General features: G+C 42.1%; 27 protein-coding genes. 9 read left to right on the top strand and 18 right to left on the bottom strand.

The features are described from left to right. The first annotated feature begins 74 nt into the window (after positions 1–74). From ACOXXR_RS01145 to ACOXXR_RS01135, 3 genes are all read left to right on the top strand, one after another. Positions 75–2,354 carry a Xaa-Pro dipeptidyl-peptidase gene (locus ACOXXR_RS01145; protein ID WP_445278577.1) on the top strand — a complete coding sequence of 760 codons (2,280 nt, stop codon included), beginning with the start codon at positions 75–77 and terminating at the stop codon, positions 2,352–2,354. 112 nt (positions 2,355–2,466) lie between these two features. Next, a complete protein-coding gene (locus ACOXXR_RS01140; protein ID WP_048690819.1) occupies positions 2,467–2,982 on the top strand; it encodes a DUF536 domain-containing protein in 516 nt (171 codons plus the stop codon). Between the two features lie 88 nt (positions 2,983–3,070). Further along, positions 3,071–3,664, top strand: coding sequence for a 3'-5' exonuclease (locus tag ACOXXR_RS01135; RefSeq protein ID WP_048690821.1), 594 nt, complete (start codon positions 3,071–3,073; stop codon positions 3,662–3,664). A gap of 313 nt (positions 3,665–3,977) precedes the next feature. On the opposite strand, the gene ACOXXR_RS01130 is transcribed toward ACOXXR_RS01135, so the two are convergent. The 7 genes from ACOXXR_RS01130 to ACOXXR_RS01100 form a co-directional block, all read right to left on the bottom strand. Continuing rightward, positions 3,978–4,277, bottom strand: coding sequence for a YbaB/EbfC family nucleoid-associated protein (locus tag ACOXXR_RS01130; protein ID WP_048690824.1), 300 nt, complete (start codon positions 4,275–4,277; stop codon positions 3,978–3,980). A 77-nt stretch (positions 4,278–4,354) separates the two neighbouring features. Beyond that, the gene (locus ACOXXR_RS01125) at positions 4,355–5,506 is read right to left on the bottom strand and encodes a site-specific integrase (protein WP_445278576.1); all 1,152 of its coding nucleotides are present in this window, start codon (positions 5,504–5,506) and stop codon (positions 4,355–4,357) included. After that, positions 5,493–5,795, bottom strand: a complete 303-nt coding sequence (locus ACOXXR_RS01120) for a DUF3173 family protein (RefSeq protein WP_445278575.1) — start codon at positions 5,793–5,795, stop codon at positions 5,493–5,495. Before ACOXXR_RS01120 ends, ACOXXR_RS01125 begins: the two co-directional genes overlap by 14 nt. Positions 5,796–5,873: 78 nt before the next feature. Further along, positions 5,874–7,220 (bottom strand): Rep family protein, encoded by a 1,347-nt coding sequence (locus ACOXXR_RS01115; protein ID WP_445278574.1) that lies wholly within the window; start codon positions 7,218–7,220, stop codon positions 5,874–5,876. 287 nt (positions 7,221–7,507) lie between these two features. After that, positions 7,508–8,821: a cell division protein FtsK gene (locus tag ACOXXR_RS01110; RefSeq protein ID WP_445278573.1), complete on the bottom strand. Its 1,314-nt coding sequence runs from the start codon at positions 8,819–8,821 to the stop codon at positions 7,508–7,510. 49 nt (positions 8,822–8,870) lie between these two features. Further along, the gene (locus tag ACOXXR_RS01105) at positions 8,871–9,128 is read right to left on the bottom strand and encodes a hypothetical protein (protein WP_445278572.1); all 258 of its coding nucleotides are present in this window, start codon (positions 9,126–9,128) and stop codon (positions 8,871–8,873) included. A gap of 1 nt (position 9,129) precedes the next feature. After that, complete coding sequence (locus ACOXXR_RS01100) at positions 9,130–9,570, bottom strand: hypothetical protein (protein ID WP_445278571.1); 441 nt, start codon at positions 9,568–9,570, stop codon at positions 9,130–9,132. A 247-nt stretch (positions 9,571–9,817) separates the two neighbouring features. On the opposite strand from ACOXXR_RS01100, the gene ACOXXR_RS01095 reads away from it, so the two are divergent. Next, positions 9,818–10,933, top strand: coding sequence for a hypothetical protein (locus ACOXXR_RS01095; protein ID WP_445278570.1), 1,116 nt, complete (start codon positions 9,818–9,820; stop codon positions 10,931–10,933). 472 nt (positions 10,934–11,405) lie between these two features. Here ACOXXR_RS01095 and ACOXXR_RS01090 read toward each other — a convergent pair whose 3' ends face one another. Continuing rightward, positions 11,406–12,752, bottom strand: coding sequence for an Nramp family divalent metal transporter (locus tag ACOXXR_RS01090; protein WP_006595549.1), 1,347 nt, complete (start codon positions 12,750–12,752; stop codon positions 11,406–11,408). A 287-nt stretch (positions 12,753–13,039) separates the two neighbouring features. On the opposite strand from ACOXXR_RS01090, the gene ACOXXR_RS01085 reads away from it, so the two are divergent. From ACOXXR_RS01085 to ACOXXR_RS01075, 3 genes are all read left to right on the top strand, one after another. Next, positions 13,040–13,570, top strand: a complete 531-nt coding sequence (locus tag ACOXXR_RS01085) for a hypothetical protein (protein ID WP_006595548.1) — start codon at positions 13,040–13,042, stop codon at positions 13,568–13,570. 87 nt (positions 13,571–13,657) lie between these two features. Then, complete coding sequence (locus ACOXXR_RS01080) at positions 13,658–14,830, top strand: NAD(P)/FAD-dependent oxidoreductase (RefSeq protein WP_445278569.1); 1,173 nt, start codon at positions 13,658–13,660, stop codon at positions 14,828–14,830. A 197-nt stretch (positions 14,831–15,027) separates the two neighbouring features. Then, entirely contained in the window at positions 15,028–16,365 is a 1,338-nt protein-coding gene (locus ACOXXR_RS01075) for a sodium-dependent transporter (RefSeq protein WP_314368955.1), read from the top strand. Between the two features lie 323 nt (positions 16,366–16,688). Here the strand turns inward: ACOXXR_RS01075 and ACOXXR_RS01070 are convergent, their stop codons facing one another. From ACOXXR_RS01070 to tsaB, 6 genes are all read right to left on the bottom strand, one after another. After that, positions 16,689–17,360 (bottom strand): hypothetical protein, encoded by a 672-nt coding sequence (locus tag ACOXXR_RS01070; RefSeq protein WP_023027293.1) that lies wholly within the window; start codon positions 17,358–17,360, stop codon positions 16,689–16,691. A gap of 122 nt (positions 17,361–17,482) precedes the next feature. Further along, complete coding sequence (locus ACOXXR_RS01065; protein ID WP_023024476.1) at positions 17,483–17,812, bottom strand: AzlD domain-containing protein; 330 nt, start codon at positions 17,810–17,812, stop codon at positions 17,483–17,485. Further along, the gene (locus ACOXXR_RS01060) at positions 17,799–18,494 is read right to left on the bottom strand and encodes an AzlC family ABC transporter permease (protein ID WP_006595541.1); all 696 of its coding nucleotides are present in this window, start codon (positions 18,492–18,494) and stop codon (positions 17,799–17,801) included. Before ACOXXR_RS01060 ends, ACOXXR_RS01065 begins: the two co-directional genes overlap by 14 nt. Before the next feature lie 87 nt (positions 18,495–18,581). Next, positions 18,582–19,604, bottom strand: a complete 1,023-nt coding sequence (tsaD, locus tag ACOXXR_RS01055; RefSeq protein WP_023027294.1) for a tRNA (adenosine(37)-N6)-threonylcarbamoyltransferase complex transferase subunit TsaD — start codon at positions 19,602–19,604, stop codon at positions 18,582–18,584. After that, the gene (gene rimI, locus ACOXXR_RS01050) at positions 19,594–20,031 is read right to left on the bottom strand and encodes a ribosomal protein S18-alanine N-acetyltransferase (RefSeq protein ID WP_123159589.1); all 438 of its coding nucleotides are present in this window, start codon (positions 20,029–20,031) and stop codon (positions 19,594–19,596) included. The genes tsaD and rimI overlap by 11 nt, the downstream gene beginning before the upstream one ends. After that, on the bottom strand, positions 20,028–20,711 hold the full coding sequence (tsaB, locus tag ACOXXR_RS01045) for a tRNA (adenosine(37)-N6)-threonylcarbamoyltransferase complex dimerization subunit type 1 TsaB (RefSeq protein WP_023027296.1): 684 nt from the start codon (positions 20,709–20,711) through the stop codon (positions 20,028–20,030). Before tsaB ends, rimI begins: the two co-directional genes overlap by 4 nt. A gap of 283 nt (positions 20,712–20,994) precedes the next feature. Here tsaB and ACOXXR_RS01040 point away from each other — a divergent pair, with 283 nt between their 5' ends. Together ACOXXR_RS01040 and rnjA are read left to right on the top strand one after the other, a co-directional pair. Next, a complete protein-coding gene (locus ACOXXR_RS01040; RefSeq protein WP_023027297.1) occupies positions 20,995–21,225 on the top strand; it encodes a DNA-dependent RNA polymerase subunit epsilon in 231 nt (76 codons plus the stop codon). Positions 21,226–21,228: 3 nt separating this feature from the next. After that, complete coding sequence (gene rnjA, locus ACOXXR_RS01035) at positions 21,229–22,911, top strand: ribonuclease J1 (RefSeq protein ID WP_006595536.1); 1,683 nt, start codon at positions 21,229–21,231, stop codon at positions 22,909–22,911. 97 nt (positions 22,912–23,008) lie between these two features. Here rnjA and glnA read toward each other — a convergent pair whose 3' ends face one another. The 4 genes from glnA to ACOXXR_RS01015 all read right to left on the bottom strand — a co-directional run bounded on the left by glnA (position 23,009) and on the right by ACOXXR_RS01015 (position 26,710). Further along, entirely contained in the window at positions 23,009–24,355 is a 1,347-nt protein-coding gene (gene glnA / locus ACOXXR_RS01030; protein WP_445278568.1) for a type I glutamate--ammonia ligase, read from the bottom strand. 41 nt (positions 24,356–24,396) lie between these two features. After that, a complete protein-coding gene (locus ACOXXR_RS01025) occupies positions 24,397–24,762 on the bottom strand; it encodes a MerR family transcriptional regulator (protein ID WP_048715733.1) in 366 nt (121 codons plus the stop codon). Positions 24,763–24,830: 68 nt separating this feature from the next. After that, on the bottom strand, positions 24,831–25,364 hold the full coding sequence (locus ACOXXR_RS01020; RefSeq protein WP_445278567.1) for an FUSC family protein: 534 nt from the start codon (positions 25,362–25,364) through the stop codon (positions 24,831–24,833). A 146-nt stretch (positions 25,365–25,510) separates the two neighbouring features. Next, positions 25,511–26,710 carry a phosphoglycerate kinase gene (locus ACOXXR_RS01015; protein WP_048715731.1) on the bottom strand — a complete coding sequence of 400 codons (1,200 nt, stop codon included), beginning with the start codon at positions 26,708–26,710 and terminating at the stop codon, positions 25,511–25,513. Positions 26,711–26,863 lie beyond the last annotated feature (153 nt).

Raw genomic sequence — 26,863 nt, 5'->3', positions numbered from 1 at the left:
CTTTAGACAAATACTATTTTATCAAGTATAATATAAAAAGTAAAGAACAAAGAAACTGATAAAAGGAGCAGTCTATGAAATACAATCAATATAGCTATCTATCTGTTGACCAAAAAGACATTCTTAAGGAACTAAAAGAAATTGGGTTTGACCTTCCCACCCACCTCCCAGAAAAAGAACTGTTTGAATGGTTTGTCCGCAAGGTTTACTTCACCTATAAAGATACAGATTATCCCCTCTCTAACCTAGTGGTGGATTCTAAAACAGACTTTTTAACGTATATCCAATCTGACTGCGAATGGTCTCCGAACATTTTTTACACAGTAGCCCTCCAATTACTCGGTTTCCGCTATTTTATTGATTTTGAAGATACGGATAGCTTCTTGAAAGAAGTCCAATTTCCGATTGAGTATGGAAACTTGGTAGAAAACCTCTACCACCTCCTCAATACTCGAACAGTCAAAGGGAATTTACTAATTGAGCAGTTGGTCAGCGATGGCTTGATCCCCGAAGACAACCGCTACCACTTTTTCAACGGAAAAAGTCTAGCTACCTTTAACTGCCATGATGTAATCCGTGAAGTGGTCTATGTGGAGAGTCGAGTTGATAGCGACCAGGATGGTCTTCCGGATTTGGTCAAGGTCAATATTATTCGCCCACGCTATGAAGGAAAAATCCCAGCCGTCATGACTGCCAGCCCTTATCACCAAGGAACCAATGACAAGGCTAGCGACAAGGCTCTCTATAATATGAATGTGGACCTCGAGGTCAAAGAACCTCATACCATCCAAGTAGAAGAACCTCAATTAGAATTGGTGGATCCTGTCGGTTCAGCTCAACTGGTCTCTGAGGCTGAAGAAACCCTCACTCATATCAACTCCAGTTATACCCTCAATGACTACCTTCTCGCTCGTGGTTTTGCCAATCTCTACGTCTCCGGTTTAGGGACCAAGGACTCTCAAGGCTTGATGACCAATGGAGATTACCGTCAAATCGAGGCCTATAAAAATGTTATCGACTGGCTCAACGGCCGTTGCCGGGCCTTTACAGACCACAGTCGCCAACGCCAAGTCAAGGCCGATTGGTCTAACGGCAAGGTTGCTACGACGGGCTTGTCCTACCTAGGGACCATGTCCAATGGACTGGCTACCACAGGTGTCGATGGCCTAGAAGTTATCATCGCAGAAGCCGGTATCTCTTCTTGGTACAACTACTATCGTGAAAACGGACTCGTGACGAGTCCTGGTGGCTATCCTGGAGAGGATTTTGATTCGCTTGCTGAGTTGACTTATTCACGTGCCCTTCGGGCTGGAGACTATCTCCGCCACCATGCAGCCCATGTCGCTGATTTGGAAGAGGTTAAGAAGCAATTGGATCGCAAAACAGGTGACTACAACCAATTCTGGCACGACCGCAACTATCTCCTTCAGGCAGACAAAGTCAAGGCAGAGGTCGTCTTCACTCATGGTTCCCAAGACTGGAACGTGAAGCCACTTCACGTCTTTAACATGTTCCAATCCCTTCCAGCCAACATCAAGAAACACCTCTTCTATCACAATGGTGCCCATGTCTACCTCAACAACTGGCAGTCTATTGACTTCCGTGAGAGTATGAATGCCCTCCTCTCTAAAAAATTACTGGGCTATGATTCAAGTTATGAATTGCCAACCGTCATCTGGCAGGACAATACAAGAGAGCAAAGTTGGACCTCATTGGAAGACTTTGGCAATCAAACAGCACAGCGGGCCTTCCCACTCGGAGATGGTGAGAAAGTCATCCAAAACCGCTATGCGACAGAAGACTATGAGCGCTATGGCAAGGCCTATCCGACCTTCTTAACCGACCTCTACCAAGATAAGGCCCAACAAGTGACCATTGATCTTCCGATCGAAGAAGACCTGCACCTCAACGGAAAAGCTCGCCTTCACCTGCGACTCCAATCTAGCACAAACAAAGGCCTGCTTTCAGCCCAACTCATGGAGCTAGGAAGCAAGAAATACCTCCAACCCTATCCAGCTGTCCTATCCGTCCGCACCCTTGATAACGGTCGCTACCATATGCTAGACAATTTGACCGAGTTGCCATTTAAGGAAACTAGCCAACGAGTGATTACAAAAGGGTATCTCAACCTTCAAAACCGTCATGACCTCTTAGAGGTTGAGGCCGTGACGCCAGGGGAATGGATGGAACTCGACTTTGAACTCCAACCAACCATCTATAAACTGGAGAAAGGCACTACTCTTCGTCTCGTCCTTTATACAACTGATTTTGAGATCACCGTCCGCGACCAAACGGACTACCAACTCACCATTGATCTGGCCAACTCCAGCTTAACCCTTCCTGAGATGGATTAAGGAATTTCATGCTTTTTCCTTGTCGTCCCTTCCCTTGCTTGATTTGACAGCCTTGCCTACTTATGATAATATCTAAGAGAGTATTTCATAGAAAAAGAGTATAGAGGATATTATGGCTATCGAAAAAACAGTCAGCGAAATTGCTGAAATTCTAGGAGTTAGTCGCCAAGCGGTCAATAACCGTGTCAAGGCCCTAGATCCTGAAGATACAGAAAAAAATGATAAGGGAGTTACCGTCGTAACCCGTAGTGGCTTGATCAAGCTAGAAGAAATCTACAAAAAGACCATCTTTGAAGACGAGCCTGTCAGTGATGATGTCAAGCAACGGGAACTGATGGAGATTCTAGTCGACGAGAAGAATGCTGAAATCGTTCGTCTCTACGAACAACTAAAAGCAAAAGACGACCAGCTAAAATCCAAAGATGAGCAATTAGCTAAAAAGGATGAGCAGTTGCGTGTCAAAGATGTTCAGATCGCTGAAAAAGACAAACAGCTCGACCAACAGCAACAGCTAACCCTTCAGGCTATGAATGACCGCGAAACATTGAAATTGGAATTAGATCAAGCCAATGAAAAGGTTCAAGAACAAGAGAGTAAAGGCTTCTGGAGACGCGTCTTTGGTCGCTAAAAACTGACTTCGGTCAGTTTTTTCTATGCCTTTGACTCCCCTCAACAATTAGAAAATCCAAAAACACCCATTAGATGAAGGAGTTCCCTTGAAAGAATTAAGCCACTATGTCTCCTTTGATTTAGAATTTAATCAATTTGAAGGAAAGTACCACATTATCCAAGTTTCTGCTGTCCGCTTTGCAGATGGCCAAGAAGTTGCCCACTATGATTCCTATGCCTATACGGATAAACCACTAAAGAGCTTTATCAATGGCCTCACCGGGATCACATCTGATAAAATCCTCCAAGCTCCCCCACTCGAGCAAGTTCTAGAGGAGTTTCGAGATTTTGTTGCAGATAGTCCCCTCATTGGATACAATGCCATCAAGAGTGACCTCCCTATCCTAGCGGAAAATGGGCTAGAGTTCACAGACCAATATGCTGTTGATGTCTTTGAGGAAGCTTCTAAACGCCGGCCTTCTGACCTCCATGGGATTAAAAACTTGCAGCTCCATACAGTTGCTCAGTTTTTAGGAGTAGCTGGAAAATCCCACGATAGCCTAGAAGATGCCCGGATGACTGCCCTCGTTTATGAAGCCTTTCTCGAATCAGACCGAGCCCGGCAACTCCTAACCGAACAAGAATCCTTTTCGACCTCTCCTTTTGGTGGATTGGACCTCTCCAATTTTTTTAACGACTAAAAAACCTCTATCATCTGATAGAGGTTTTTGAATATAGATAAACTAGTGTTTTACATAAAACAGCTAGATGACTTTCAAAAAATGACTTATATTTTTTAGTCATTTAAGAAGATGAAAAACTTTCCGCTGTGAGAAAAGTGCTAGAAACACTATTGTTTCTAGCACTCGGGAGTTTTGAGACCTTAGGCTCAAAACTAAGTCATGGAACTTCTTCGAAGTTCGCTGACGTCCGTACTCACCTAAGGAAAGTTTTTCATAAGACTTTATTTTCAATCTAAAACCTCTATCATCGATAGAGGTTTTCTCTGTATGCTTAGAATGGTAATTTACCAGCAAAAGCTCCCAATTTTTTCTTGGTTGCCGCATCAATTTCTTCGATGGCTGCATTGATAGCTTGAACAGTCATATCAGAAAGAGTTTCTGTATCTTCTGGGTCTACTACTGCCGGGTTAAATTCGATGGATACCACCTTTTTATCACCTGTCAAGGTAGCGACGACCAAGTCCTGAGCGGATTTGCCAACAAATTGAGAAGCAGCCAATTCTGCCTGGCTTTGTTCCATTTGTTTCTGAAGCTTTTGTGCTTGCTTCATCATATTTTGCATATTCATCATAAGATTTTCTAGATTCCTTTCGTATCAAGGGTTTAGACCCTTTTGTTTAAATTTCGTTGCCTTATTTTGCCTTATTGTTAAAAATTTTCAAAGGCAGAGGCGATTTCTTTTTGTTGTGTTGGGAATAAATGCGAGTACACATTAATTGTGGTATTGATACTAGAATGACCAAGACGTTTCATTAATGTAAAAAAGATATAATCTTTTCCTTCGCCATTCCGTAAACCTTGAGATACTAAGAAAGCTGCGTGTGAATGTCTAAAATCGTGGTTACGGATTAATTTTAGATTATCTGGCATCCGTTTCTTAAGTATTACTCTAAAATTAGATACATTTGGAGCAGTCAATACTTCAGGAGTGGTTTGATAAATTTGAAGACTACTTGGATTTTGGGTGAATTCTTGCAGAAATTCAAGTTGCTTTACCTTCCACTCTCTTAGTTCTTCTGCAAATCCACTATGTATGTAAATTCTACGATTCGACTGACTGGTCTTTACTGTCCCAATATGAACTTTTCCATTTCGATAGTATGCAGAGTACCTAACATCTATGTACTTTTCATCAAGATTGATTTGCTCCCATGTGAGAGCAAGAGCTTCACCAATTCGAACTCCTGTGTACATCAAAACACGATACAATAGTTGGAAAGAATACTCATCTTCTTCAAAAAGTGAATCAAATTGTTTGAACTGTTCAGGTGTATAGTATGCCATTTCTTTATGTTGCTGTGGCAACCGTCTCAATCCGTTACAAGGATTATCTTGTCGAATACGATTAGCAATTGCAACATCAAACATTTTATGAACGAAAATCATTTGCTGATTAACATGGGAATTGGTTAAAGTTCCACCTTTTACACTAGGCTGACTTTTGAGCCAATTCCGATATTCTTTGATGTCCGAAACGGAAATTGCCCGCATGTCTGCATTTTTGAAGTATTTAGATATGTATACTCGATAATAAGACTCCTGACTATCTATTGTCCCTCGTTTATTGCCTCGAAGTTCATCTTCTTCTTGAACAAGCGAGTATAGATAGGAAACAGTAACTTTATCTTTATGTTTGATTTGATGTAACTTATTAATCCGGTAATCTGCCTCATACCGTTCAGCTTCTCTCCGTGTTTTAAAATCTGTTTTTCTGTGACGTTTTTGATTGCCAGTCACGGCATCATAGCCATCACTTATGTCAACCCTCCATTTTTTATTTTTTTGTCTAGTTACTACCATCTTGGATCTCCTCCTGAATAGCAGTACCATCATGTACGTTTTCAATTATACCATTTTTAGAAATTATCGGAAACCCTAGTATAGCTTCTATTGTTTGCAACGGAACTCTTCCGACACGTTTGTTCTTATACCAATTAAACCCTTTTTCAACTAGAAGCAATTTAGCTTGTCTTATTAGTAGTTTAGATTGAGTTTCAGAGTACCCTGTTATTGCCATTAGATCATTCTTATTGACGAGCGGGCATGTGGTTAATTTGAAATGTGTTATTGGAATTTTTTTATACTGCATATTATATTCCTTCTAATTAGAATTATGATATAATAGCAACAACAAAAGTAGTTGTGCTATTTTTGTTTAGTGTTTGGGTTATCGTTGTTCGTTTGGTCGCTTACATCGATAACCTTTTTTGTTCCAGTTCATATTTGCCATCACTGTTTCAAGTATTTTTTCTAGTGCTTCATCTCGCTGAATAGCAGAAGACTTTTGAAAGCTGTAAGAGTGTCTTACGCGAATCTTAATTCCGACAGATTCTATTGTACTTTCTTCCACTCTTTTCTCGTGAGGACAGACGTGAAAAATATCGTTATGTATGTGTACTAATAGGTCAATCCTTCGTATAAATTGTCCTAAATCTTCGTTGCAATTCCCCTTAGAAAAATAAAATAGTTCGGCTGGTAACTTTGTATTTGTTATTATAATCACTCTAGCAGAGCCCATCTTATTATGATAGCGAGCTGAAATTGGACTTATTGTGTGCGGATCCAACAGCTTTAACCAATCAGATACAGTGAAGCTGTCCCCCCTGATATCATCTAGGAATAAAATTTCTTGACCGCTGTATTCGTCGAATGCATTAGTAGAAGCAGTCATACATGTTTCCCAATTTAATCCATTTTGCACTGCGGTTGCTTGAATAATCTCTATCAGGTCTTTGCTGAGTTTCGTTTTTCCTACACCGCTACTAGCTGTTATATAAATTACTGTCTTCTTAAATTTCCCTGCCTCTAGTTCAGCTATTGTTTGATAGCTTCTACGTTCTCCTATAGTTTCTAAAGCTTCGTTTATTTTACGTTTATGTTGACCGTAAATTGAGTAATATTCATCTGTGAGCATGATATTACGTTTAGTCACTTCACCAGCTAAAATACGTTCAATCAACCAATCAACACTAAGATTTGTTTCTTTTGCTTTTTTTGTTGCTCGTCCTTTAACCCAAGTTTTCATGCTTCGATGGTAAATACTGATATAATCTTCACCCTTAACAGTCACGACCTCATCAGGTTTATATTGGTATTTAGTTTCATCTTTCGCATGGATTAAGTAAGCTAAACAATTTTCGTATCCATAACGTCCTGATTTGAGTTTTTCAAGATATTGTGGTTTGACACCAGTAGCGAGAGCGATCCTTGACAATGAAGCACCAAACTCAAATTTGAAGAGGAAATGGATATGTTCCACTTTTTTTTCGTTAACGTTTTTCTTTAGTTCTTGCTTCCAAATGCTTATTTCATCTTTATCATGTTTGATACCATAGGCTTCCTTTACAGGAATGTCAGCTTTATTTAACTTATCAGTAACGACTTCAAGTAAAGGGCGAATATTACCTTCCCTAGCTAACTGTACAGGTGTTATATCATCCCAATTTTGCCAATAATCATCTTCTAATTGTTGTACTAACATAATTGCAGTAAGATTTGCTTCTTTCTTCCTCATAGTTATAGTTACCTCGTTTAATCTAATTATTCTTCTAACTATTCCCTTGATAAAACAAGGATTTGAATTTTATCAAGAACGCTCAAAGCCTTGTTCTATCTGTTTTTTGATACGCCCGGCAGTTGACAAGCCCACTGCCGGGCAGGCGTTAGAATAGTTAAGAATTAGATATTAGTCAGCTTTTTCAAAGCTGAGCGACCTTGTGACCCGTCGCCTGCGTCATGAATCTATTTTAGTATAAGATAGACTTACGCTAATCATATACTAAAATAGATTTTATATGATTCTCACTCCTCGAACCAAGGTGTCTCATAGTAATGTGGTGAGTTCTCCCATTTTCGTCCACTTCCTACAATACGCGCTAGTCCTTGACCTTTGCCGTAAGAACGTTTTAGCATTTCAGCAAATCCACTCATTAAATACTGACGTTCTGTTGCAGAGTCGGCGGCACCTCCCAACATAATGACAGCGTCAGAACAATTGACCCGAGCTAACGAAGGCAAAAACCCCTCCTTAGTAGCAAATTGCGAGATGGCGATTATTGTAATCCCTGCACTCGCTCCCGTAGCTGATAATCGATTGATAGCAGTTGTCCAACGGGAAGTAGGCTTTGCCTTTATCATCCTATCGGTCTTATCAAGGCTCTCTAGGGAAGCGTTGAGGTTTCCTAGTTCATCAAAGAACAAACCTATATGTGGCATATTGTCCATCTCCAGATATTTTTCTTTGCCTGCAACGTTGATTTCCTTTAGACGTTTATCCATTATACTACACCAGAATTCTGCCCGTTCTACAATCTGAATTGGCTCAGATTCGCCATTAAATTCTTTTACATAACGGTCGTATTTGGCTGAGTTATATTCTACTATCCAGCCTTGTAGTTGCATTAGACGAGCGAGATAGCGACCAGCGAAAGCTGATTTGCCCGCCCTAGTGCGAGCAATCAGTGAGAGGTGGGCAGTTACATCTGTTTTCCATACAAGGTCTTTGGATAATCTTATGTGATGAGAATTTTCTGATATGTACTGCTTGAGTGAGTCGGAATTGTCTTCTACAATCAAACGTTGAGAAGACAGAGTATCCTCGAAATGGAAAAGTATAAAACTGTCTCCAGCGGTTAGCTCCGAACTGACAACAGCATATTTTTGAAATTCACCAGTCAGTATTCCAGACACTCGTTGTTCAAACTTTACACGGCTAGCTTGTTCATTAGCTATGTTCTCTATGCCGATGAATCCCTCTAAAAGATTATCTTCAATAAAAACATAGACTTCGGGCATTTCTTCTCCATATCGTGTGGTATTTGATAGCTTCAATACGTCTGTAATTTGTTTGTCGTTAAATAACCTATGGATACGTTTAGCAACCCTTTTAGCCTTAACATTCATCTGTGGGGTTATTAGTTTTGAAACTTGTTCTCGTTTTTTTAATAGATAGCAAGTGATAATTAATAAGATGCTTGATAGTATTGTAAAGAATATAAAGGACAGTGCTATAATGTTATTGAAGTCATGGGAATCAAATAGCTTAATGATGAGTAGAGACGATAAAAGACTTATGACGAATCCAAATACAGCAAAGCATAAAGCTACCAAAGACACTTGGTAGCCTCGTAGCTTGCTGTCGGAGCGTCGTATGATTCTCCGATATTTATTCATTGTTATAGTGAGAAGGATTTAGTGCGACATCTGCTTTAATAATCCCATACAGACTTGTTAAGAGTGTTACGAATTTCCCTTTGTTGTTATCTCTCATTTGTTCATACAAGGCAAATGGATCGTTATTAAGATGTGGATATTTTGACCAAAAACGAACAACTCTTGCGATCTTTTGGGCTGTATCTTCCTTGCTGAGAGCAAGGGAGATATATTTTTGAACGTATTGTTCTTCTGTTTCAATTGTTGGCATTTTATTGTCCCTCATTTGTTGTTGATTGAATACGGATAGGTTCAACATCTTCCGCATAGATTTCTAGTACGTCAAATGATTTGTAGGCTTTCTTCCCTTTAGGGTTCTTCAAGTTGTACAAACCACGAAATTGTAATTTTTTAGCAATTTCAAGAGTAGGTACAACTAATTTAACAAATTTATCTTTTGTGATGTCATTAGGGGAGGGGGCAATGGCACGAAGCTCATAACCTGTTTGAGTGTCTGAAAATATGGGTTTATATTTCCCGTTGCTCATTTCTTCAAACGCAACTAGAGAGTGGTATGGTTTAGGTTCGGCAATGCTTGTTGCTAAAACTCGAGTGATGTTAATGCTAGCTGAGTTACGAATATCAAGTTTGTTTTGTGTTTGTTCAGTAGTAGATTGATTACTGAAAAAATCTGTAATGCTTCTTTGTGTCATATTTAGACCTTTCTAATTTAGAATAGCCATGCTCGAGTTAGGCTATTGTGAATCGTTTTACCAAAACGATTGGAGAGATAATAGCTGGTAACTATTACTTGTTTATGATTACAGTATAATCCAATTTGAAAATATTAGTGGTGGGAAATTTTATGAAAAAAGTATAAAAAATCCCCCACCATTTGACTTGAATAGCAAATAATGTTTTACTACTAATAAGAACAAAATGAAGAGGTTTCTGTTCATTATGGATTTTAATGCATTTCTTACCGATATGATTTCAAAACGTGTTAATGTTAGAAGGGACATAATTCAAGAAAAATATGGTCGTATAATAAGTAACCGTGAAATTGATAGTAATAATAAAAGTATAGTGGCAGCAGTTTTTGTGCATAAAAATACAAAAGCAAAGAACTTTATCACTAAGAAAGTTACAACGTCATTTGTAAATGCTTTAGGATTTTTATCATCAAAAAGTTTGTTGTTTGGCGATGATTGGGAAATTGATGCATATCTCTCATCCCTATTCTCTATGGGATACGATTTTTTACTTGATAAGTATAGGCCACAAATCCAAACGATAGTAGAACTGTTCCCTCCGCTTCGTATGTTGCAGGAACATAAGAAGCATCTTGGTTATTTTCCTAATACTGTTCAGATAACAGAATATTTGGAATCAGCCCCTTACTATAATACGGATGGTGCCAAATGGTGGATATTCTATAAATGTAAAGAATCTCTGAAAGAAACCTATAGTAGTAAGATTTCAGGTATAGAAGATTTTAAAGAATTTGATTTAGAATCATTTATACTCAATGAATTAAAAGAGAAGATTCTACAAATCGCAGATAGTCCTGATGTGGTAGCGTTAGATAATATTTATGAGAGCAGACTAGGGATTCTTAATTTTCTATCTAATTACATCGGGGGGATAGAGGATTATAGCTGGTATATGAGTGATACTAAGTTAGCTGTAAGTGGGGAGTATTCTGCAGATTATATGATTCAAGAACAATTCAAGTTGTTAAGCGTATATAATGAATACATAGTAAATTACACTTCTGTTTATGAAGATTTTTCTTATGAAGACATAGTAAATGTTGAAACTGTGTGGTCAGAATTCTACTATAAGCAAGTCGAAAATGATTTTGAGGATTATTTGATTAGTAAAGGGCATGCTAGCATACCACAAGGATATATAGATGATGAATCTGTGATGGCTTGGAGGCAACAGACAGCCAACCTCAGAGAGGGTTTTAATAGGGAATATGCATACAATTATATTTCTAAAGTAGAAATCGAAGGTGACATAAAAAAGTTGTCAGAGAGATATGGTTTTAAATATGTAGATAAATCATCTTGATGCGTTGTAGTAAATATATTGGAGATTATCGTTAATAAAAGTGTTTCCAGAGAAAGTAAATTAAATCAAAAACTTATTTCATTTTTAATTTGATTTGCATTTATATCATTTGAATAGTCACAGAGTTAATAAACAATAAAAAAAGCAACATTAAAATTAATGTTGCTTTTTTATATGTACAATTCAGATACTGCATTGTCTATTTTTTGTCTTATTGTTATTAATTTATATGCTATTAAATCGTTTCAGTAAAACACAAAAAGCGTTAAACTTCGATATTGAATGATAACAAGACTTAAAAAACCATGGATTAAGTCTTGCATATTCATCATAAGATTTTCTAGATTCCTTTCGTATCAAGGGGTTAGGCCCTCTTGTTTAATGGTTACTGCCCACTTCTGCCCATTTTCTGACAAGATGGGGACTTCTCTCCTATTATAGCATGTTTTCCCCGTCCGACAAAGCTGATTTTTTATTTAAAGAGCGTCGTCACAATGAGTTGGACGTTTAAAAGAGTCAGAAGAGTCGCTACTCCGTAAGCTAAGTAGGTATTCCATTTTGCATTGACAAATTCTCCCATGATTTTTTTATTGGAGGTAAAGTAAACCAAGGGAAAAATTGAAAATGGTAGAGCCAGAGACAAGAAGACTTGAGAATAGACCAACAAATCATCTAGAACACTTTCCTGGTCTCCAAAGAGAAAGGCGACAATCAGGACAGGAGTGAGGGCCAACATCCGTGTAAACAGGCGGACAAGCCATTGAGGAAGGCGGAATCTAAGGAAACCTTCCATGACAATTTGACCCGTCAGAGTGCCTGTAATTGTTGAATTCTGACCACTTGCTAACAAAGCAACAGCAAACAAAGTGGACAGAAAAGGACTTGCAATAGCTCCTGCAATGGCATTGTTTTGCAAGGCATCATACATACTAGAGAAGGCTCCAATTTCTTCTGCATGTCCAAAAAAGAGGGCCGCTCCGAGAATCAGCAAGAGAGAGTTGACAACAAAAGCCAGGGTTAATTCAATATTGGAGTCCCAGGTCATGAAGCGCACAGCCCGACGAACATCTGCAGGATCCTCATAATCGACCTTGCGTGTCTGTGAAATGGAGGAATGCAAATAGAGATTATGAGGCATGACGGTTGCACCAATTATCCCCAAGGCCAGCGTCAAGGCTTGTGATCCCTTGGGAAGACCAATACCTACAATTTCTTTCTGAGGAAGAAAGCCAGCAAAAATGCCACCTATATCTGGTTTTGATAGGACCACAAGGTAGATAAAAATCCCTAGAATGGTCAAAATCAAGGTGGAGACAATAGCCTCAATCTTACGAAAACCTAAGTGCATGAGTCCGAGAAGGAGGAAGACATCCAGGATGGTGACCAAAATAGAAAAGAGCAAGGGCCATCCGAACAGCAAATGGAGTGCAATCCCTGAACCAATGACTTCTGCTAAATCTGTCGCCATCAAGGCTAATTCAATCACTATCCAAAGCATATAGCGGAGCCACTTGGGCAAATGCGTCGCTGTTGTCTGGGCCAAATCTTTCCGATGGACAATCCCTAGTTTCCCAGCCATCTGTTGCAATTGCATGGCAATCAAGGAAGACAAGAGAACCACCGACAAGAGCAAGTAACGATAGTGAGCCCCTCCAACAACGCTGGTGATCCAGTTCCCAGGATCCATGTAGCCCACTGCTACTAGGCTCCCCGGACCTGAAAACAATAATAAGGTCCTCCAAAAAGAAGTTCCCTTGGGAACCTTGACGGATTGATTGATTTCTTGGAGCGATTTCCGCTCTAACTGTTCTAAACTCATGATACCCTTCTTTCCATGACGTCACTTCCCATTGATTATAGCACAAATAAAAGACTTCGGTAAATTTTCTTTGCATTTTCAAAAGAAGATACCCTTCTTCGCCCCCACTTCCCCATTTTCTTCGTATTCCTTTAGCGATTTTTTCTCCTTTGCTCCTCCAAAATGAACCGAATAGCTTCAAAAATGAACCAAATAGATTTTCCCCCCTATCTGACTTCAAAAGCTTGTATACTAATCGTAACTGAAAGATAGCTCAGTTATTTACTCAATAGCAAAGGAAAAAAACTATGATCTATGTCATTGAATACAATTATCCCTCTAAGATGTTGGTCGAACATATTAACAACTATCTAGAGAAAAAACGGGTTCGTAATCTACCAGTCAAGCTGGTCTATAATGGAAATATCTCCTATATCGACTATGACTTGAAAAATATTTACTTCTTCTCCTGTCAAGGAAATTCTGGAATCAACGCCTACAAAGAGCTCGAACGCATCCGAAGAAATGATCCCTTCGGACGCATTATCGTTCACTCTAACAAGGTGGACGGACGTAGACTCATGGACCATAAGCTACAAGTCTATGGTTTGATGGAACTAAGCCTCAGTGACTACGGAAAGCCAGACCTCTATTATCAAGAGCTCGACTTCTTGCTGGGCGATCTCTACGAAGAACTCTGGGAAATGGCGGCAGAAGCCAAGTACGCTGCTGGGAAGAAAACCAATCAGCTCTTCCCACGCTGGGGTCCTGAAATCGGCATTTACCCACCTAAGCGTTATTCCATCCATCTCCGTCAAAATCCAGACGAAGACAATTAACTCATAAAAAGTGGAGCCTAGGGACAGGGTCCATTTTTTATGTTACAATGAACTGGAAATAAAACGAGACGAGAAAAAGGAGACCTTATGAACCACTACGATACCATTGTCATCGGAGGAGGCCCTGCTGGCATGATGGCCACCATCTCCAGTTCCTTCTACGGGCAAGCAACCCTCCTCTTGGAAAAAAACCGCAAACTAGGGAAAAAACTAGCTGGGACTGGTGGAGGTCGGTGCAATGTGACCAACAATGGAAGCCTGGACGATCTCCTAGCAGGCATTCCAGGAAATGGACGTTTCCTCTACAGTGTCTTCTCTCAATTTGACAACCATGATATCATCCGCTTCTTCACAGAAAACGGGGTCAAGCTCAAGATCGAAGACCATGGTCGTGTCTTTCCAGCTTCAGATCGTTCCCAAACGATTATTCAAGCTCTGACAGATAAGATTGCCGAGCTCGGCGGTCAAGTCCGCTGCCAGGTAGAGGTAACCTCTGTGAAGAAAATCGATGGACAATTCGTCATCAAATCCAAAGATGAGACCTGGACTGCGGACCGCTTGATTGTGACAACTGGTGGAAAGTCCTACCCTTCGACGGGTTCTACCGGCTTTGGCCACGATATCGCGCGTCACTTTAAGCACACTATCACGGAACTAGAAGCTGCTGAAAGCCCCCTCCTGACAGATTTCTCCCACAAGGCCCTTCAAGGGATTTCCTTAGACGATGTGACTCTCCACTATGGCAAACACCACATTACCCATGACCTCCTCTTTACCCACTTTGGCCTGTCTGGCCCTGCCGCCCTTCGCATGTCAAGCTTTGTCAAGGGGGGAGAGATCCTGACACTGGACAGTCTCCCTCACTATTCTAAGGAAGAACTCTCAGCTATCCTAGAGGAAAACCGCGAGAAGTCCTTAAAGAATGTTCTGAAGGCCTATCTGCCAGAACGTCTGGCGGAATTCTTTGCCCAGGATCTTCCGGAAAAGGTGAAACAACTCTCTCCAAAAGAGGTGGATGCTGTACTAACTAAGGTAAAGGAACTTCCAATCCCTGTAACTGGAAAGATGTCCTTGGCCAAATCCTTTGTAACCAAAGGTGGCGTCAGCCTCAAGGAAATCAATCCCAAGACCTTAGAAAGTAAGTTGGTCCCCGGTCTTCATTTTGCTGGGGAGGTCCTGGATATCAATGCCCATACAGGAGGCTTTAACATTACTGCTGCCCTCTGTACCGGTTGGGTGGCCGGAAGTCTCCACTATTGACAGCTTTTTCAAAAGATGTTAGGATTATTTTTAGAACAAATCCAGCAACAAACATAAGAGTCATCTTCTAAGAGATGTCACTTTGCGTTTTTATGGCTATTTAGTTCGTACTAAATAGCCTTTTTCTTTTGTCTATGAAAGAGGCTTTGCTGGCCTTTGCTTTCTTCCTATATTTGAACTAGAAATGGAGAATCCATATGGAAAAATCTCAATGGGGTTCCAAAATTGGCTTCATCCTAGCCTCTGCAGGTTCTGCAATTGGCCTTGGGGCTGTTTGGAAGTTTCCCTATATGACCGCCGCTAACGGGGGCGGAAGTTTCCTTCTTGTTTTTTTGATAGCAACTCTACTTATCGGCTTCCCCCTCTTACTGGCTGAATTTACTCTTGGACGTGCAGCTGGTGTCTCTGCCATTAAGACCTTTGGAAAACTCGGTGGCCGTCGCCTTTATGATGGGATTGGTTGGATTGGTGCCTTTGCCCTGTTCATCCTCCTCTCCTTCTACAGTGTCATCGGTGGCTGGATCCTGATTTATTTGGGAGTCGCCTTGGGAGAGTTATTCCAACTTCTCTCAGTTAGTGACTATACCCAGCTCTTTGGAGAGATTATTTCAAATCCCTGGTTGGCTCTTGGGGCCCAGGCCATCTTCATCCTCCTCAATGTCTTGATCGTTTCCAAGGGGGTGGAACAAGGGATTGAAAAGGCCTCAAAATTCATGATGCCACTTCTCTTCATTATCTTCTTAGTCATGATTGGTCGTTCCTTGACCTTACCTGGCGCTTGGGAGGGAGTTAGCTATTTCCTCAAGCCAGACTTCTCCAAGATGACTAGCCAAGGTCTGCTCTACGCTTTGGGCCAATCATTTTTCGCCCTCTCGCTAGGAGTGACAGCCATGTTAACCTATGCTTCCTATTTGGACAAGGATACTGACCTGGTCCAATCCGGGATTTCCGTCGTCTTCATGAATATCGCCGTTTCTATCATGGCGGGTTTGGCGATCTTCCCAGCCATGTCAGCCTTTCAAATCCCTTCTACTAGTGGACCAGGCCTCCTCTTTGTAGTCCTGCCACAAGTCTTTGACAAGATGCCTTTTGGTACCCTCTTCTACCTGCTTTTCCTTCTTCTCTTCCTCTTTGCGACCATTACCTCATCCGTCGTCATGTTAGAGATTAATGTCGGGAACGTCACCAACCAAAACAACAAACAGCGGGCTAAATGGAGCCAAATCATCGGCCTTCTGACCTTTGTCTTTGGGATTCCATCTGCCCTTTCCTATGGAGTGCTCTCCAAGTGGACCCTCTTTGGAAAATCCTTCTTTGATTGCATGGACTTTTTGGTTTCCAACCTCCTCATGCCTTTTGGAGCTCTCTGCCTCTCCCTATTTACAGGCTATATCTTTGATCAAGTCTTAGCCCAGGAAGAACTCAAGGTGGGAGAAGAGAAAACCAAGCGTTTCTTCTTCAAGCTCTGGATTTTCTTACTTCGCTTTGTGATTCCAATCGTCATCCTCATTGTCTTTATTACACAATTTATCTAAAACAAAATCCACGACTCCTTAAGGATTCGTGGATTTTTGAATGCAGACAAACTATTATTTTTTTATAAAACAGCTGGATAATTTTTAAAAAATGACTTTCATTTTTTAATCATTTAAGAAGATGAAAAACTTTACGGCGTGAGAAAAGTGCCTGAAACAACTGTGTTTCAGGCACTCGGGAATTTTGAGACCTTAGGCTCAAAATTAAGTCATGGAACTTCGTAGAAGTTCGCTGACGTCCGTACTCACCTAAGGAAAGTTTCTAAAATTACTTTATCTTCAATCTGAAATCCACGACTCTTTAGGGATTCGTGGATTTTTCTTTATTTTGTAAGGGAAACACGGAAATCATTGTATTTGCTATAATCAAAGTCTTCATTAAGCCCTGTTACAAATACAATCGGTGTATAATGGCCCTCTTCTAAGATGAAGCCGGGTTTTACCTTCATATTGGCTCCCCCAAGTCCAGCAATCCCTGGAAGAAGGGCATCAAAAGCGCCAGGTTCGTCTGTTTCCCAGTAATAGACATTACCAGATGCTTGAACTGCCTTGGCTTTCGTTGTTGCAGTACGAACAGGATTCAAGTCAGCTTGATAAAAGTTTGCTGTCGTAGTGACTGTTCCATCCGCGGCCACGGTCATTTGGACATCTTTGGCAATTTCAGTTGTTCCTGTCCAAGTCCCTACCAGTTCTTCCGGCACCATTTGAGACGAATCTGTGGCCTTGTTAGTGCTTGCTGCAGCAGATCCTGAATCGGTTTGACCTGAGTTTCCTGCATCTTGAGAAGCAGCTTGTGCCCCTTCTTGCGCATCCGTTTCAGTAGCTTTTGTCTCTTTCTTACCAGAAGCTGCCTTTGCTTTTTTCTGACTAGACTTCACCGTCGTTTGTGCTTCTTTGGTAGAAGATTTGTTCTCTTCTTTTTTTGAACCACAGGCTACGAGTAGGCTTGCAGAAGTTAATCCTAAAAGTGCTAAACTTGTCCATTTTTTCATCATGATGATCCCTCACTTCATTTGATAAAAACTATTATATTACAATATTACTCAATGTCAAGTATTATTGAAATATTTTTGCAACATTCGTAACAAACAGTAATCTATCTAAAAATTCAGGAGATTCAGGCGATAAGCAAACGTAAGAGGGCAACCAAGACAATCCCGAATAGAACCGTACCCATTAGGTTTTTGTAGCGAAAGGCCACTATCGTGGTCGGAATGGTTGCGACCAGATCTACCCACCGAACCTGAGGGAGCTGGCCCGGTTTCCCCTCTACTAGACTGGAAAGGATCAGGGCAAAAATAATGGCAATGGGAAGGTATTTTAGAAAACGCAGAACTGGATCTGGCAGCCCCCGGTATTTGACCAAAACGAAGGGAAGAATGCGCGGAATCCAGGTGACCACTGCGGACATCAAAATAACCAAGAAAATCCAACTATTCACGCGCATCGCACATCACCCCCACGAAACAACCTGTTAAAGTAGCCACTAAAACGGCCAAGGATTGGGTCAAAAAGAAGGTCAAGAGGAAAAAGCTAAGAGCTACTGCACCTAAAACAAGGAGCATGGTAGCCATCTTCTCCGTCAAACGCATGCCTTGAAACTGACCTGCAAAAATCCCAATAAACATGGCAACTAAGGCGAAGTCCAGGCCGAAGGCACTAGGATTGGGCAAGAGGGACCCCAGGGCTGTCCCCAAAATAGTTGATGAGCCCCAGGCCAGATAACCGACCACATTATTGCCATGCATCCAGGGAACAGTGATCCGGTCACTTTTTAATTTCTCACTTAAATAGACTCCGTAACTTTCATCTGTCAACAAACTACCAATTCCAATATTATGGACCAGGCTAGCCTCCTTAAAATCAGGGGAGGTATGCAGACTCATAAGCATATTGCGCAAATTGATGAAAAAGACGGTTAAGGCAATATTCATGAGGGACGAATGGACGGCAATCAAAGAGATCATCGCAAACTGAGAAGCCCCTGCGTAAACCAAGAGACTCATCAATCCCATTTCTAAAGGGGAGAGATAGGGCGACGCCACCACACCACAGGCTAAGCCAATACTGATATAACCCAAGGCCGTCGGAAGGGCATCCCTGACCCCCTGCTGAAAATTCTTTTCCACTCCTTCTTCCTTTCTTTTTTGATGCTATCTATTATAACAAAAAAAGGGACGGGAATCGTCCTCCCGTCGTTTATGTTCGTTTTTTAACTAATCTAAGTTCTCTTCTATCGGAGCAAAAGCAAGGCTAGGCTTAGCATTGAGGTCTAAGCTAGCAAAATTTCCCTTATTCCATTCGCTGACACTGGCATAGGCAATCATCCCCGCATTGTCCCCGCAGAGGCGCAGAGGAGGAATGATGACCTTAACATCTGTGATCTCAGAAGCCAGGCGTTCACGTAATCCTTGGTTGGCCGCGACTCCTCCCGCCACCACCAGGGTCTTAACAGGGTATCTTTCTAGGGCTTTTTTGGTCTTGGCCATCAAGATATCCATCACCGCTGCTTGGAAGGAAGCCGATAGGTCTTCCTTGGACAGACTCTCGCCTTTTTGCTCGGCATTGTGGTGGAGATTGATAAAGGCTGATTTGAGCCCTGAGAATGAGAACTCCAGATTGTCTTCCTTGATCATGGCACGTGGGAAATCGTAGATATCCTGACCCTTATGCGCCAACTCGTCAATCTCGCGACCGGCTGGATAGGTCAAGCCCATGACGCGGCCGACCTTATCATAGGCCTCACCCACTGCATCATCACGCGTTTCCCCAACGATCTTATAATCACCCGCCTCCGAGACATAGACCAACTCGGTGTGTCCTCCGCTGACCAGCAAGGCCAAGAGCGGAAATTCTAAAGGCTCAACGCTTTGAGCAGCCATCAAGTGGCCAGCCATATGATTGACAGGAATCAAAGGAATCCCATGGGCCCATGCAAAGGCCTTGGCTGCAGCAAGACCGACCAAAAGAGCTCCAACCAGACCTGGTCCGTAAGTTACCGCAACCGCTGTGACTTCTTCTTCTGTAATTCCCGCTTCTTCTAGGGCTTCCTCAATACAGGCCGTAATGACTTCGACATGGTGCCGACTGGCAACTTCTGGAACCACTCCCCCGAAGCGTTTATGGCTTTCAATTTGGCTGGCAATAACATTGGACAAGAGTTCTGTGTCATTCTTTAAAACGGCAACACTGGTCTCATCACAAGATGTTTCAAATGCCAAAATATATCTATCCTTCATTTGCTTCCCTTTTCATCATAATGGCGTCTTCGGTAGGTGCATGATAATACCCTTTCCGGCAACCAATTTCTTTAAATCCTTGTTTCTGATAGAGAGTCCGAGCCGGAGTGTTTCCTTCTCTCACCTCTAAAAAGACCTCTTTCTCCTGAGGAACAGTTTCTAGTAGCTGACGAGCAATCCCGCGCCCTTGCCACTCTTTTCGAACAGCAATTTGGACGACCTCTAGCTCATAGAGATTTTCTTGCATGGCCAAGAAGCCCACCAATGCTTCCCCACTGTAGGCCAAGGCATACCAATTTTGAGGTTGACCGAGATCCGCTAGGACTTGCTCCAAGGTCCAAGGACTTTGTCCATAGACATCGTCTAAGATTTCTACCAACTGAGGGGCTAAATCGAATCGCCCCGCTTCCTTCTCGATACGGATCATAGGCGTTTGATGTAGGACTGACCGGACTCTTGATGGTCCTTGAGCCAGTTTTCCTCAGCTTCTACCCGCTTGAGGTAGTTGGGCACAAAACCATGAACGGAGACAGCTTCTTTTGTAAGTCCTAGTCGACCGATCCGTACCGCATCCGGTAGGGTTTCTACCATCTGAGCACTCGGTAAGGCCTCTTGTATCTGCTCGCGAAAGGCTTCCACTTCCCCAAGGAAGGTCACCTTTTCAGCTCCCTTTACTCTTTCTAATACGGCTTCAAAAGAAAGGTGCCCCTCCGGGTAGACCAACTGATCCTCTTGGTAAAAGCCCGCATAGACATGGTTGCGCCGCGCATCCATGACTGGAATGGCCAGACCTTCTATCTCTTCTGGTACCAAGGCTAGTAAGCTCGACACCCCTACTAAGTCAATCTTTAGCGTTTGAGCTAGGGTTTTAGCCGTTGCTACCGCAATTCGTAAGCCAGTATAGGATCCAGGCCCTTCTGCTACTACGATACGGTCCAAATCCGTCGGTTTCCAATCAATGCTGGCCATCAAAAATTCAATGGTCGGCATCAAGGTAATGCTGTGGTTTTTCTTGATCGTCAGCGTTAACTCTGCTAATCGGTTTTCTTCCTCCAAAAGGGCAACGGATAGGGCCTTACTGGAGGTGTCAAATGCTAATACTTTCATGTTTTCTCCTCGTTGTCTGCTTCATATTATACTACAAATAGACGCCAAACGGTAGAGGAAGCACCCCCAGACTGTGAAATCACCTGCTCTCTATCCCTTCTAAAAAAGCGCTTCCTTCTGCTCTCAGAACCCGCTTGCATCTTTTCCTTAGAGCCTATTTATGGTATAATGGATAATAATTGTATCGAATCAGGACAAAAGAAAGCAAGAATAGGTGTCTCAGCTAGCTACTAGCTGTTTCTTTTCTGCTACAGTCCGAACAAGTGAAAGGAACCGAAACGAAATGATTTACAAAGTTTTCTACCAAGAAACAAAAGAACGCAACCCTCGTCGTCAAACGACTCATGCCCTCTATCTCGATATTGATGCGAAGAATGAGTTAGAAGGACGCATTGAAGCTCGTCGCCTTGTTGAAGAAAATACATCTTACAACATCGAATTTATCACTCTCTTGTCAGACCAACACCTAGAATATGAAAAAGAGTCTGGCGCATTTGAAATTACGGAGTTCTAATCCATGGCATATACCTTAAAACCTGAAGAAGTTGGTGTTTTCGCCATTGGAGGTCTCGGGGAAATCGGTAAAAATACCTATGGGATTGAATACCAAGACGAAATCATCATTGTGGATGCTGGGATTAAGTTCCCTGAAGATGATTTGTTAGGGATTGATTACGTGATTCCTGACTATTCCTATATCGTTGAAAATATCGACCGTGTCAAAGGTGTCTTGATTACCCACGGACACGAAGACCATATCGGAGGAATTCCCTTCCTCTTGAAACAAGCTAATGTACCAATCTATGCTGGACCTTTGGCTCTAGCCCTTATTCGTGGAAAATTGGAAGAGCATGGCCTCCTTCGTGGTGCCAAACTCTATGAAATCAACCAAAATACGGAGCTGACCTTTAAGCATATTAAAGCGACCTTCTTCCGGACGACCCACTCCATTCCAGAACCTTTGGGGATTGTTCTTCATACGCCTCAAGGAAAAATCGTCTGCACGGGAGACTTTAAATTTGACTTCACACCTGTTGGGGAGCCGGCCGACCTTCACCGGATGGCTGCACTAGGAGAGGAAGGCGTCCTCTGTCTGCTTTCTGACTCAACCAACGCGGAAGTCCCAACCTTTACCAACTCTGAAAAAGTCGTTGGCCAATCCATTATGAAGATTATTGAAGGCATTCATGGACGCATCATCTTTGCTTCCTTTGCATCCAACATCTTCCGTCTCCAACAGGCTGCAGATGCCGCTGTTAAAACTGGCCGCAAGATTGTTGTCTTTGGACGCTCGATGGAAAAAGCCATTGTCAACGGAATTGAGCTTGGCTATATCAAGGTACCACCTGGAACGATTATTGAACCAAGTGAAATCAAAGACTACCCGGCAAACGAAATCCTCATTATGTGTACAGGTAGCCAAGGGGAGCCTATGGCGGCACTGTCTCGTATCGCTAATGGAACCCACCGCCAGGTGCAATTGCAACCGGGTGATACCGTTATCTTCTCATCTAGTCCAATTCCTGGGAATACAACTAGTGTGAATAAATTGATCAATATCATCTCGGAAGCGGGAGTCGATGTCATCCACGGTAAGATTAACAATATCCATACCTCTGGACACGGTGGCCAACAAGAACAAAAGCTCATGTTGCGCTTGATCAAACCCAAATACTTCATGCCTGTCCACGGTGAGTACCGTATGCAGAAGATTCACGCTGGACTTGCGCGTGATTGTGGAGTAGAAAAAGATAACATCTTCATCATGAGCAACGGAGATGTTCTTGCCCTGACGGCTAACTCAGCTCGTATCGCAGGAAGCTTCAATGCTCAAGATATCTATGTCGACGGAAATCGCATCGGAGAAATCGGAGCGGCTGTCCTTCGTGACCGCAAAGATTTATCAGAAGATGGGGTTGTCCTAGCTGTTGCGACAGTTGACTTCAAGTCGAAAATGATTTTAGCTGGACCAGATATCCTCAGCCGTGGCTTCATCTATATGAGAGAGTCCGGTGACCTGATCCGTGAAAGTCAACGCATCCTTTTCAATGCTATTCGAATCGCCTTGAAAAACAAAGATGCCAATATTCAAACCGTACATGGTGCTATTGTCAACGCCCTTCGTCCTTTCCTTTACGAAAGCACGGAACGTGAACCCATCATCATCCCGATGATTTTGACACCAGATGAAGAAAATTAAGTAAAAAGAATGGATGAGACCTATCGGTCCCATCCATTTTCTTTGTATGAAAAATGAGCCAGGTCATCAAACCTAGCTCATTTTCGGATAAATTTGCTTAGTACAAGTCCAAGTAGTTATCAATTTCCCATTGTGAAACAAAGGTTGCATAGCTTGCCCACTCGATCCGTTTGGCTTCCAAGAAGCTGGTATAGATATGTTCACCAAGAGCATCCTTAACAACTTCATCTTCGGTCAAAGCTTTCAAAGCATTGTGAAGGGTAGATGGGAGGTCAGTAATTCCAGCTTCTTTACGCTCTTCTGCAGTCATGATGTAGATGTTTTCTTCGATAGGAGCAGGTGCTTCGATTTTGTTTTCAATACCGTGCAAACCAACTTCCAAAAGAACAGCCATAGCAATATATGGGTTGGCCATTGGGTCTACGGAACGCAATTCCAAACGTGTTCCCATACCGCGTGAAGCTGGTACACGGACCAATGGTGAACGGTTTCGGCCAGCCCAAGCGATGTAAACAGGTGCTTCGTAGCCTGGAACCAAACGTTTGTAGGAGTTAACGGTTGGGTTCATGATGGCTGTGTAGTTGTAGGCGTGCTTGATCAAACCGCCAAGGAAGTGATAAGCTGTTTCTGACAACTGCATTCCTTTTGGATCATTTGGATCAAAGAAGGCATTGTTTCCTTCTGCATCAAACAAGGACATATTGCAGTGCATCCCGGAACCAGCAATCCCAAATTTTGGCTTAGCCATAAAGGTTGCATACAAACCATGTTTGCGAGCAATGGTTTTTACAACGAGTTTAAAGATTTGAATCTTGTCACAAGCACGAAGCACTTCATCGTACTTAAAGTCAATTTCATGCTGACCTACGGCCACTTCGTGGTGACTGGCTTCTACTTCAAATCCCATTTTGGTCAAGACGTTAACAATCTCACGACGAGTGTTATCCGCAAGGTCTGTAGGCGCCAAGTCAAAATAGCCACCCTTGTCATTCACTTCAAGAGTTGGATCCCCATTTTCATCGAGCTTAAAGAGGAAGAACTCTGGCTCTGGTCCAAGGTTGAAAGATTTGAAGCCAACTTCTTCCATGTGACGAAGGGCACGTTTGAGGTTTCCACGTGGGTCTCCTGCAAAAGGTTCCCCTTCTGTTGTATAGACATCACAAATCAAGCCTGCGACACTACCGTTCTCATCTCCCCAAGGGAAAACAGTCCAAGAGTCCAAGTCTGGATAGAGATACATATCAGACTCGTTAATCCGAACAAACCCCTCGATAGAAGATCCATCAAACATGGCCTTGTTTGAGAGAACCTTTTCCAACTGTTCATCTGTCGCTGGAATTTCAACGTTTTTCATGGTCCCTAAGATATCTGAGAACATCAACCGAATAAAGGTTACATTTTTTTCTTTGACTTCGCGACGAATATCTTCAACAGTAATTGACATGTGTGTCTCCTTATGAGTATAGCATTTAGCAAAAAGAATGATCAGCGTAACTGACCATATGGCGATGAGGTTGTATGAAAGCGACTTTGCTGGAGAATGTCACGGTGAAGGGCCTTGCGGACATCCTTTTCACTGACAATCTTGGCAGCTTGACGTTGAGCTTCTTTCTCAGCAATCCGTTTTTTAATCCCTGCAATATTAAGGCCTTCAGATAAATAATCCTTAATCTCCAACAGGCGATCCATATCGTTGAGAGAAAACATCCGACGATTGCCCTCTGTACGATCTGGAGTAATGAGTTGTTGATCTTCATAGTAGCGAATTTGACGAGCTGTTAAATCTGTCAATTTCATAACACTACCAATCGGAAAGACCGCTAACGTTCGTCTTAATTCCTTTTCTTTCATACAAGACCCCCTTTCTATCTATTATAACGCAAAAAAAACCGATGTCAAGATTAAAATGTCATATAATCTCACATGGTTTTTTTTCTTTCTTTTATAAAGTCCCGAATCCGATCCACATCTGAATTGACTAAAATCGCAACGAAGACTCCGATAAAGGTTTCAAAGATGCGGGCAAAAACATATAGGAAAGTTTCTCCTGTCGGAATGGAGAGGGTGATGATGAGCATGGCTGAAACTCCACCGATGATTCCAGCTTTGTTGTTCATAGCGACGTTTGTCATTATGGTTAACATGGTCGCAATGGGCACAAAAATCAGGGTCACCCAAAAAGCATTGTTGAAGAGAATCTTGATCATAAAGAACAGCAGGGCATAAAAACCACCGATACTGTTGCCCATCACGCGCGAAGCTCCAAAGTGAACACTCTTATCAAAATCTTCTCTCAAACTAAAGACAGCTGTCAGCGCTCCAATCTGCAAGCCCCGCCAGCCAAAGATACCAAAAATCAATAGAACCAGAAAAACGGCTATCCCTGTTTTGAAGGTTCGCATTCCTAATCGAAATTTGGAACGGTCAAATTTATGTCGTTTAAAGTAATCCATTGTCCCCTATCTTTCTATCTCTTTTATTCTAACATATTTCTAGAAAGGTTCAAGCGGGGAAATAAAGATCGACTAGCTTCCTTCTACTCACATCCAATAGAAAAAGCACCTTTCGGTGCTTCTTCTATGGTTCATGAGGAACCGTCTTATTTTTCAGTCAAAGCTGCAAGTCCTGGAAGAACTTTACCTTCAAGAAGTTCCATTGATGCTCCACCACCAGTAGAGATCCATGAGAACTTGTCTGCACGTCCAAGGTTGATTGCTGCGGCAGCTGAGTCACCACCACCGATGATTGATTTAACGCCTGGTTGTTTCACGATAGCGTCCATCACACCGATTGTACCAGCTTGGAAGTCAGGGTTTTCAAATACACCCATAGGTCCGTTCCATACAACTGTTTTCGCACCAGTCAAAGCTTCGTCGAATTTAGCGATAGATTTAGGACCGATATCCAAACCAAGGAAACCTGGGTCTACTGCTTCACCTTCAGTATCTTTCACTTCAGTGTAGTCAGCAAATGCGTTTGCTTCTTTTGAGTCAACTGGCAAGATCAATTTGCCGTTTGCTTTTTCAAGAAGAGCTTTAGCGACATCCAATTTGTCTTCTTCTACAAGTGAGTTACCGATTTCGATACCTTGTGCTTTGTAGAATGTGTAAGTCATCCCACCACCGATAAGAACTTTATCAGCTTTTTCAAGCAAGTTTTCGATCACACCGATCTTGTCTGAAACTTTTGAACCACCAAGGATAGCCACGAATGGACGTTCTGGAGCTTCAACTGCTTCTTGGATGTAAGCAATTTCGTTTTCAAGAAGGAATCCAGCAACTGCTTTTTCAACGTTTGCTGAGATACCAACGTTAGATGCGTGTGCACGGTGAGCTGTACCGAATGCATCGTTTACGAAGATACCATCTCCAAGTGATGCCCAGTATTTACCAAGTTCAGGATCGTTTTTAGATTCTTTCTTGCCGTCAACATCTTCGAAACGAGTGTTTTCAACCAAAAGAACTTGTCCATCTTCAAGAGCGTTAATCGCTGCTTCCAATTCAGCACCACGAGTAACACCTGGAAGGAAAGCAACGTCTTGACCCAATTTAGCAGCCAAGTCAGCCGCTACAGGAGCAAGTGATTTACCTTCTTTGTCTGCTTCTTCTTTCACACGTCCAAGGTGAGAGAAGAGGATTGCACGTCCACCTTGTTCAAGGATGTACTTGATTGTTGGAAGAGCAGCAGTGATACGGTTATCGTTAGTGATCACGCCATCTTTTACAGGAACGTTGAAGTCAACACGAACGAGAACTTTTTTCCCTTTCAAGTCAACGTCTTTAACAGTCAATTTTGCCATTGGATATGACTCCTTCTATTTTTAATACATGATAATTATATCACAAAAGCTGTAAAAGAGGTAGAAAAATAGTGGATTTCTACCTCTTATTAGCTAGTCAGGAGTGTTGCACCTCGATTAGGATCTGCATCATAAAACCTCCCTTGTTTTTTT

The organism is Streptococcus sp. KHUD_013, assembly GCF_052588545.1.
The sequence above is the reverse complement of the archived record's forward strand: the minus strand, read 5'-3'. Positions and strand labels throughout refer to the sequence as shown.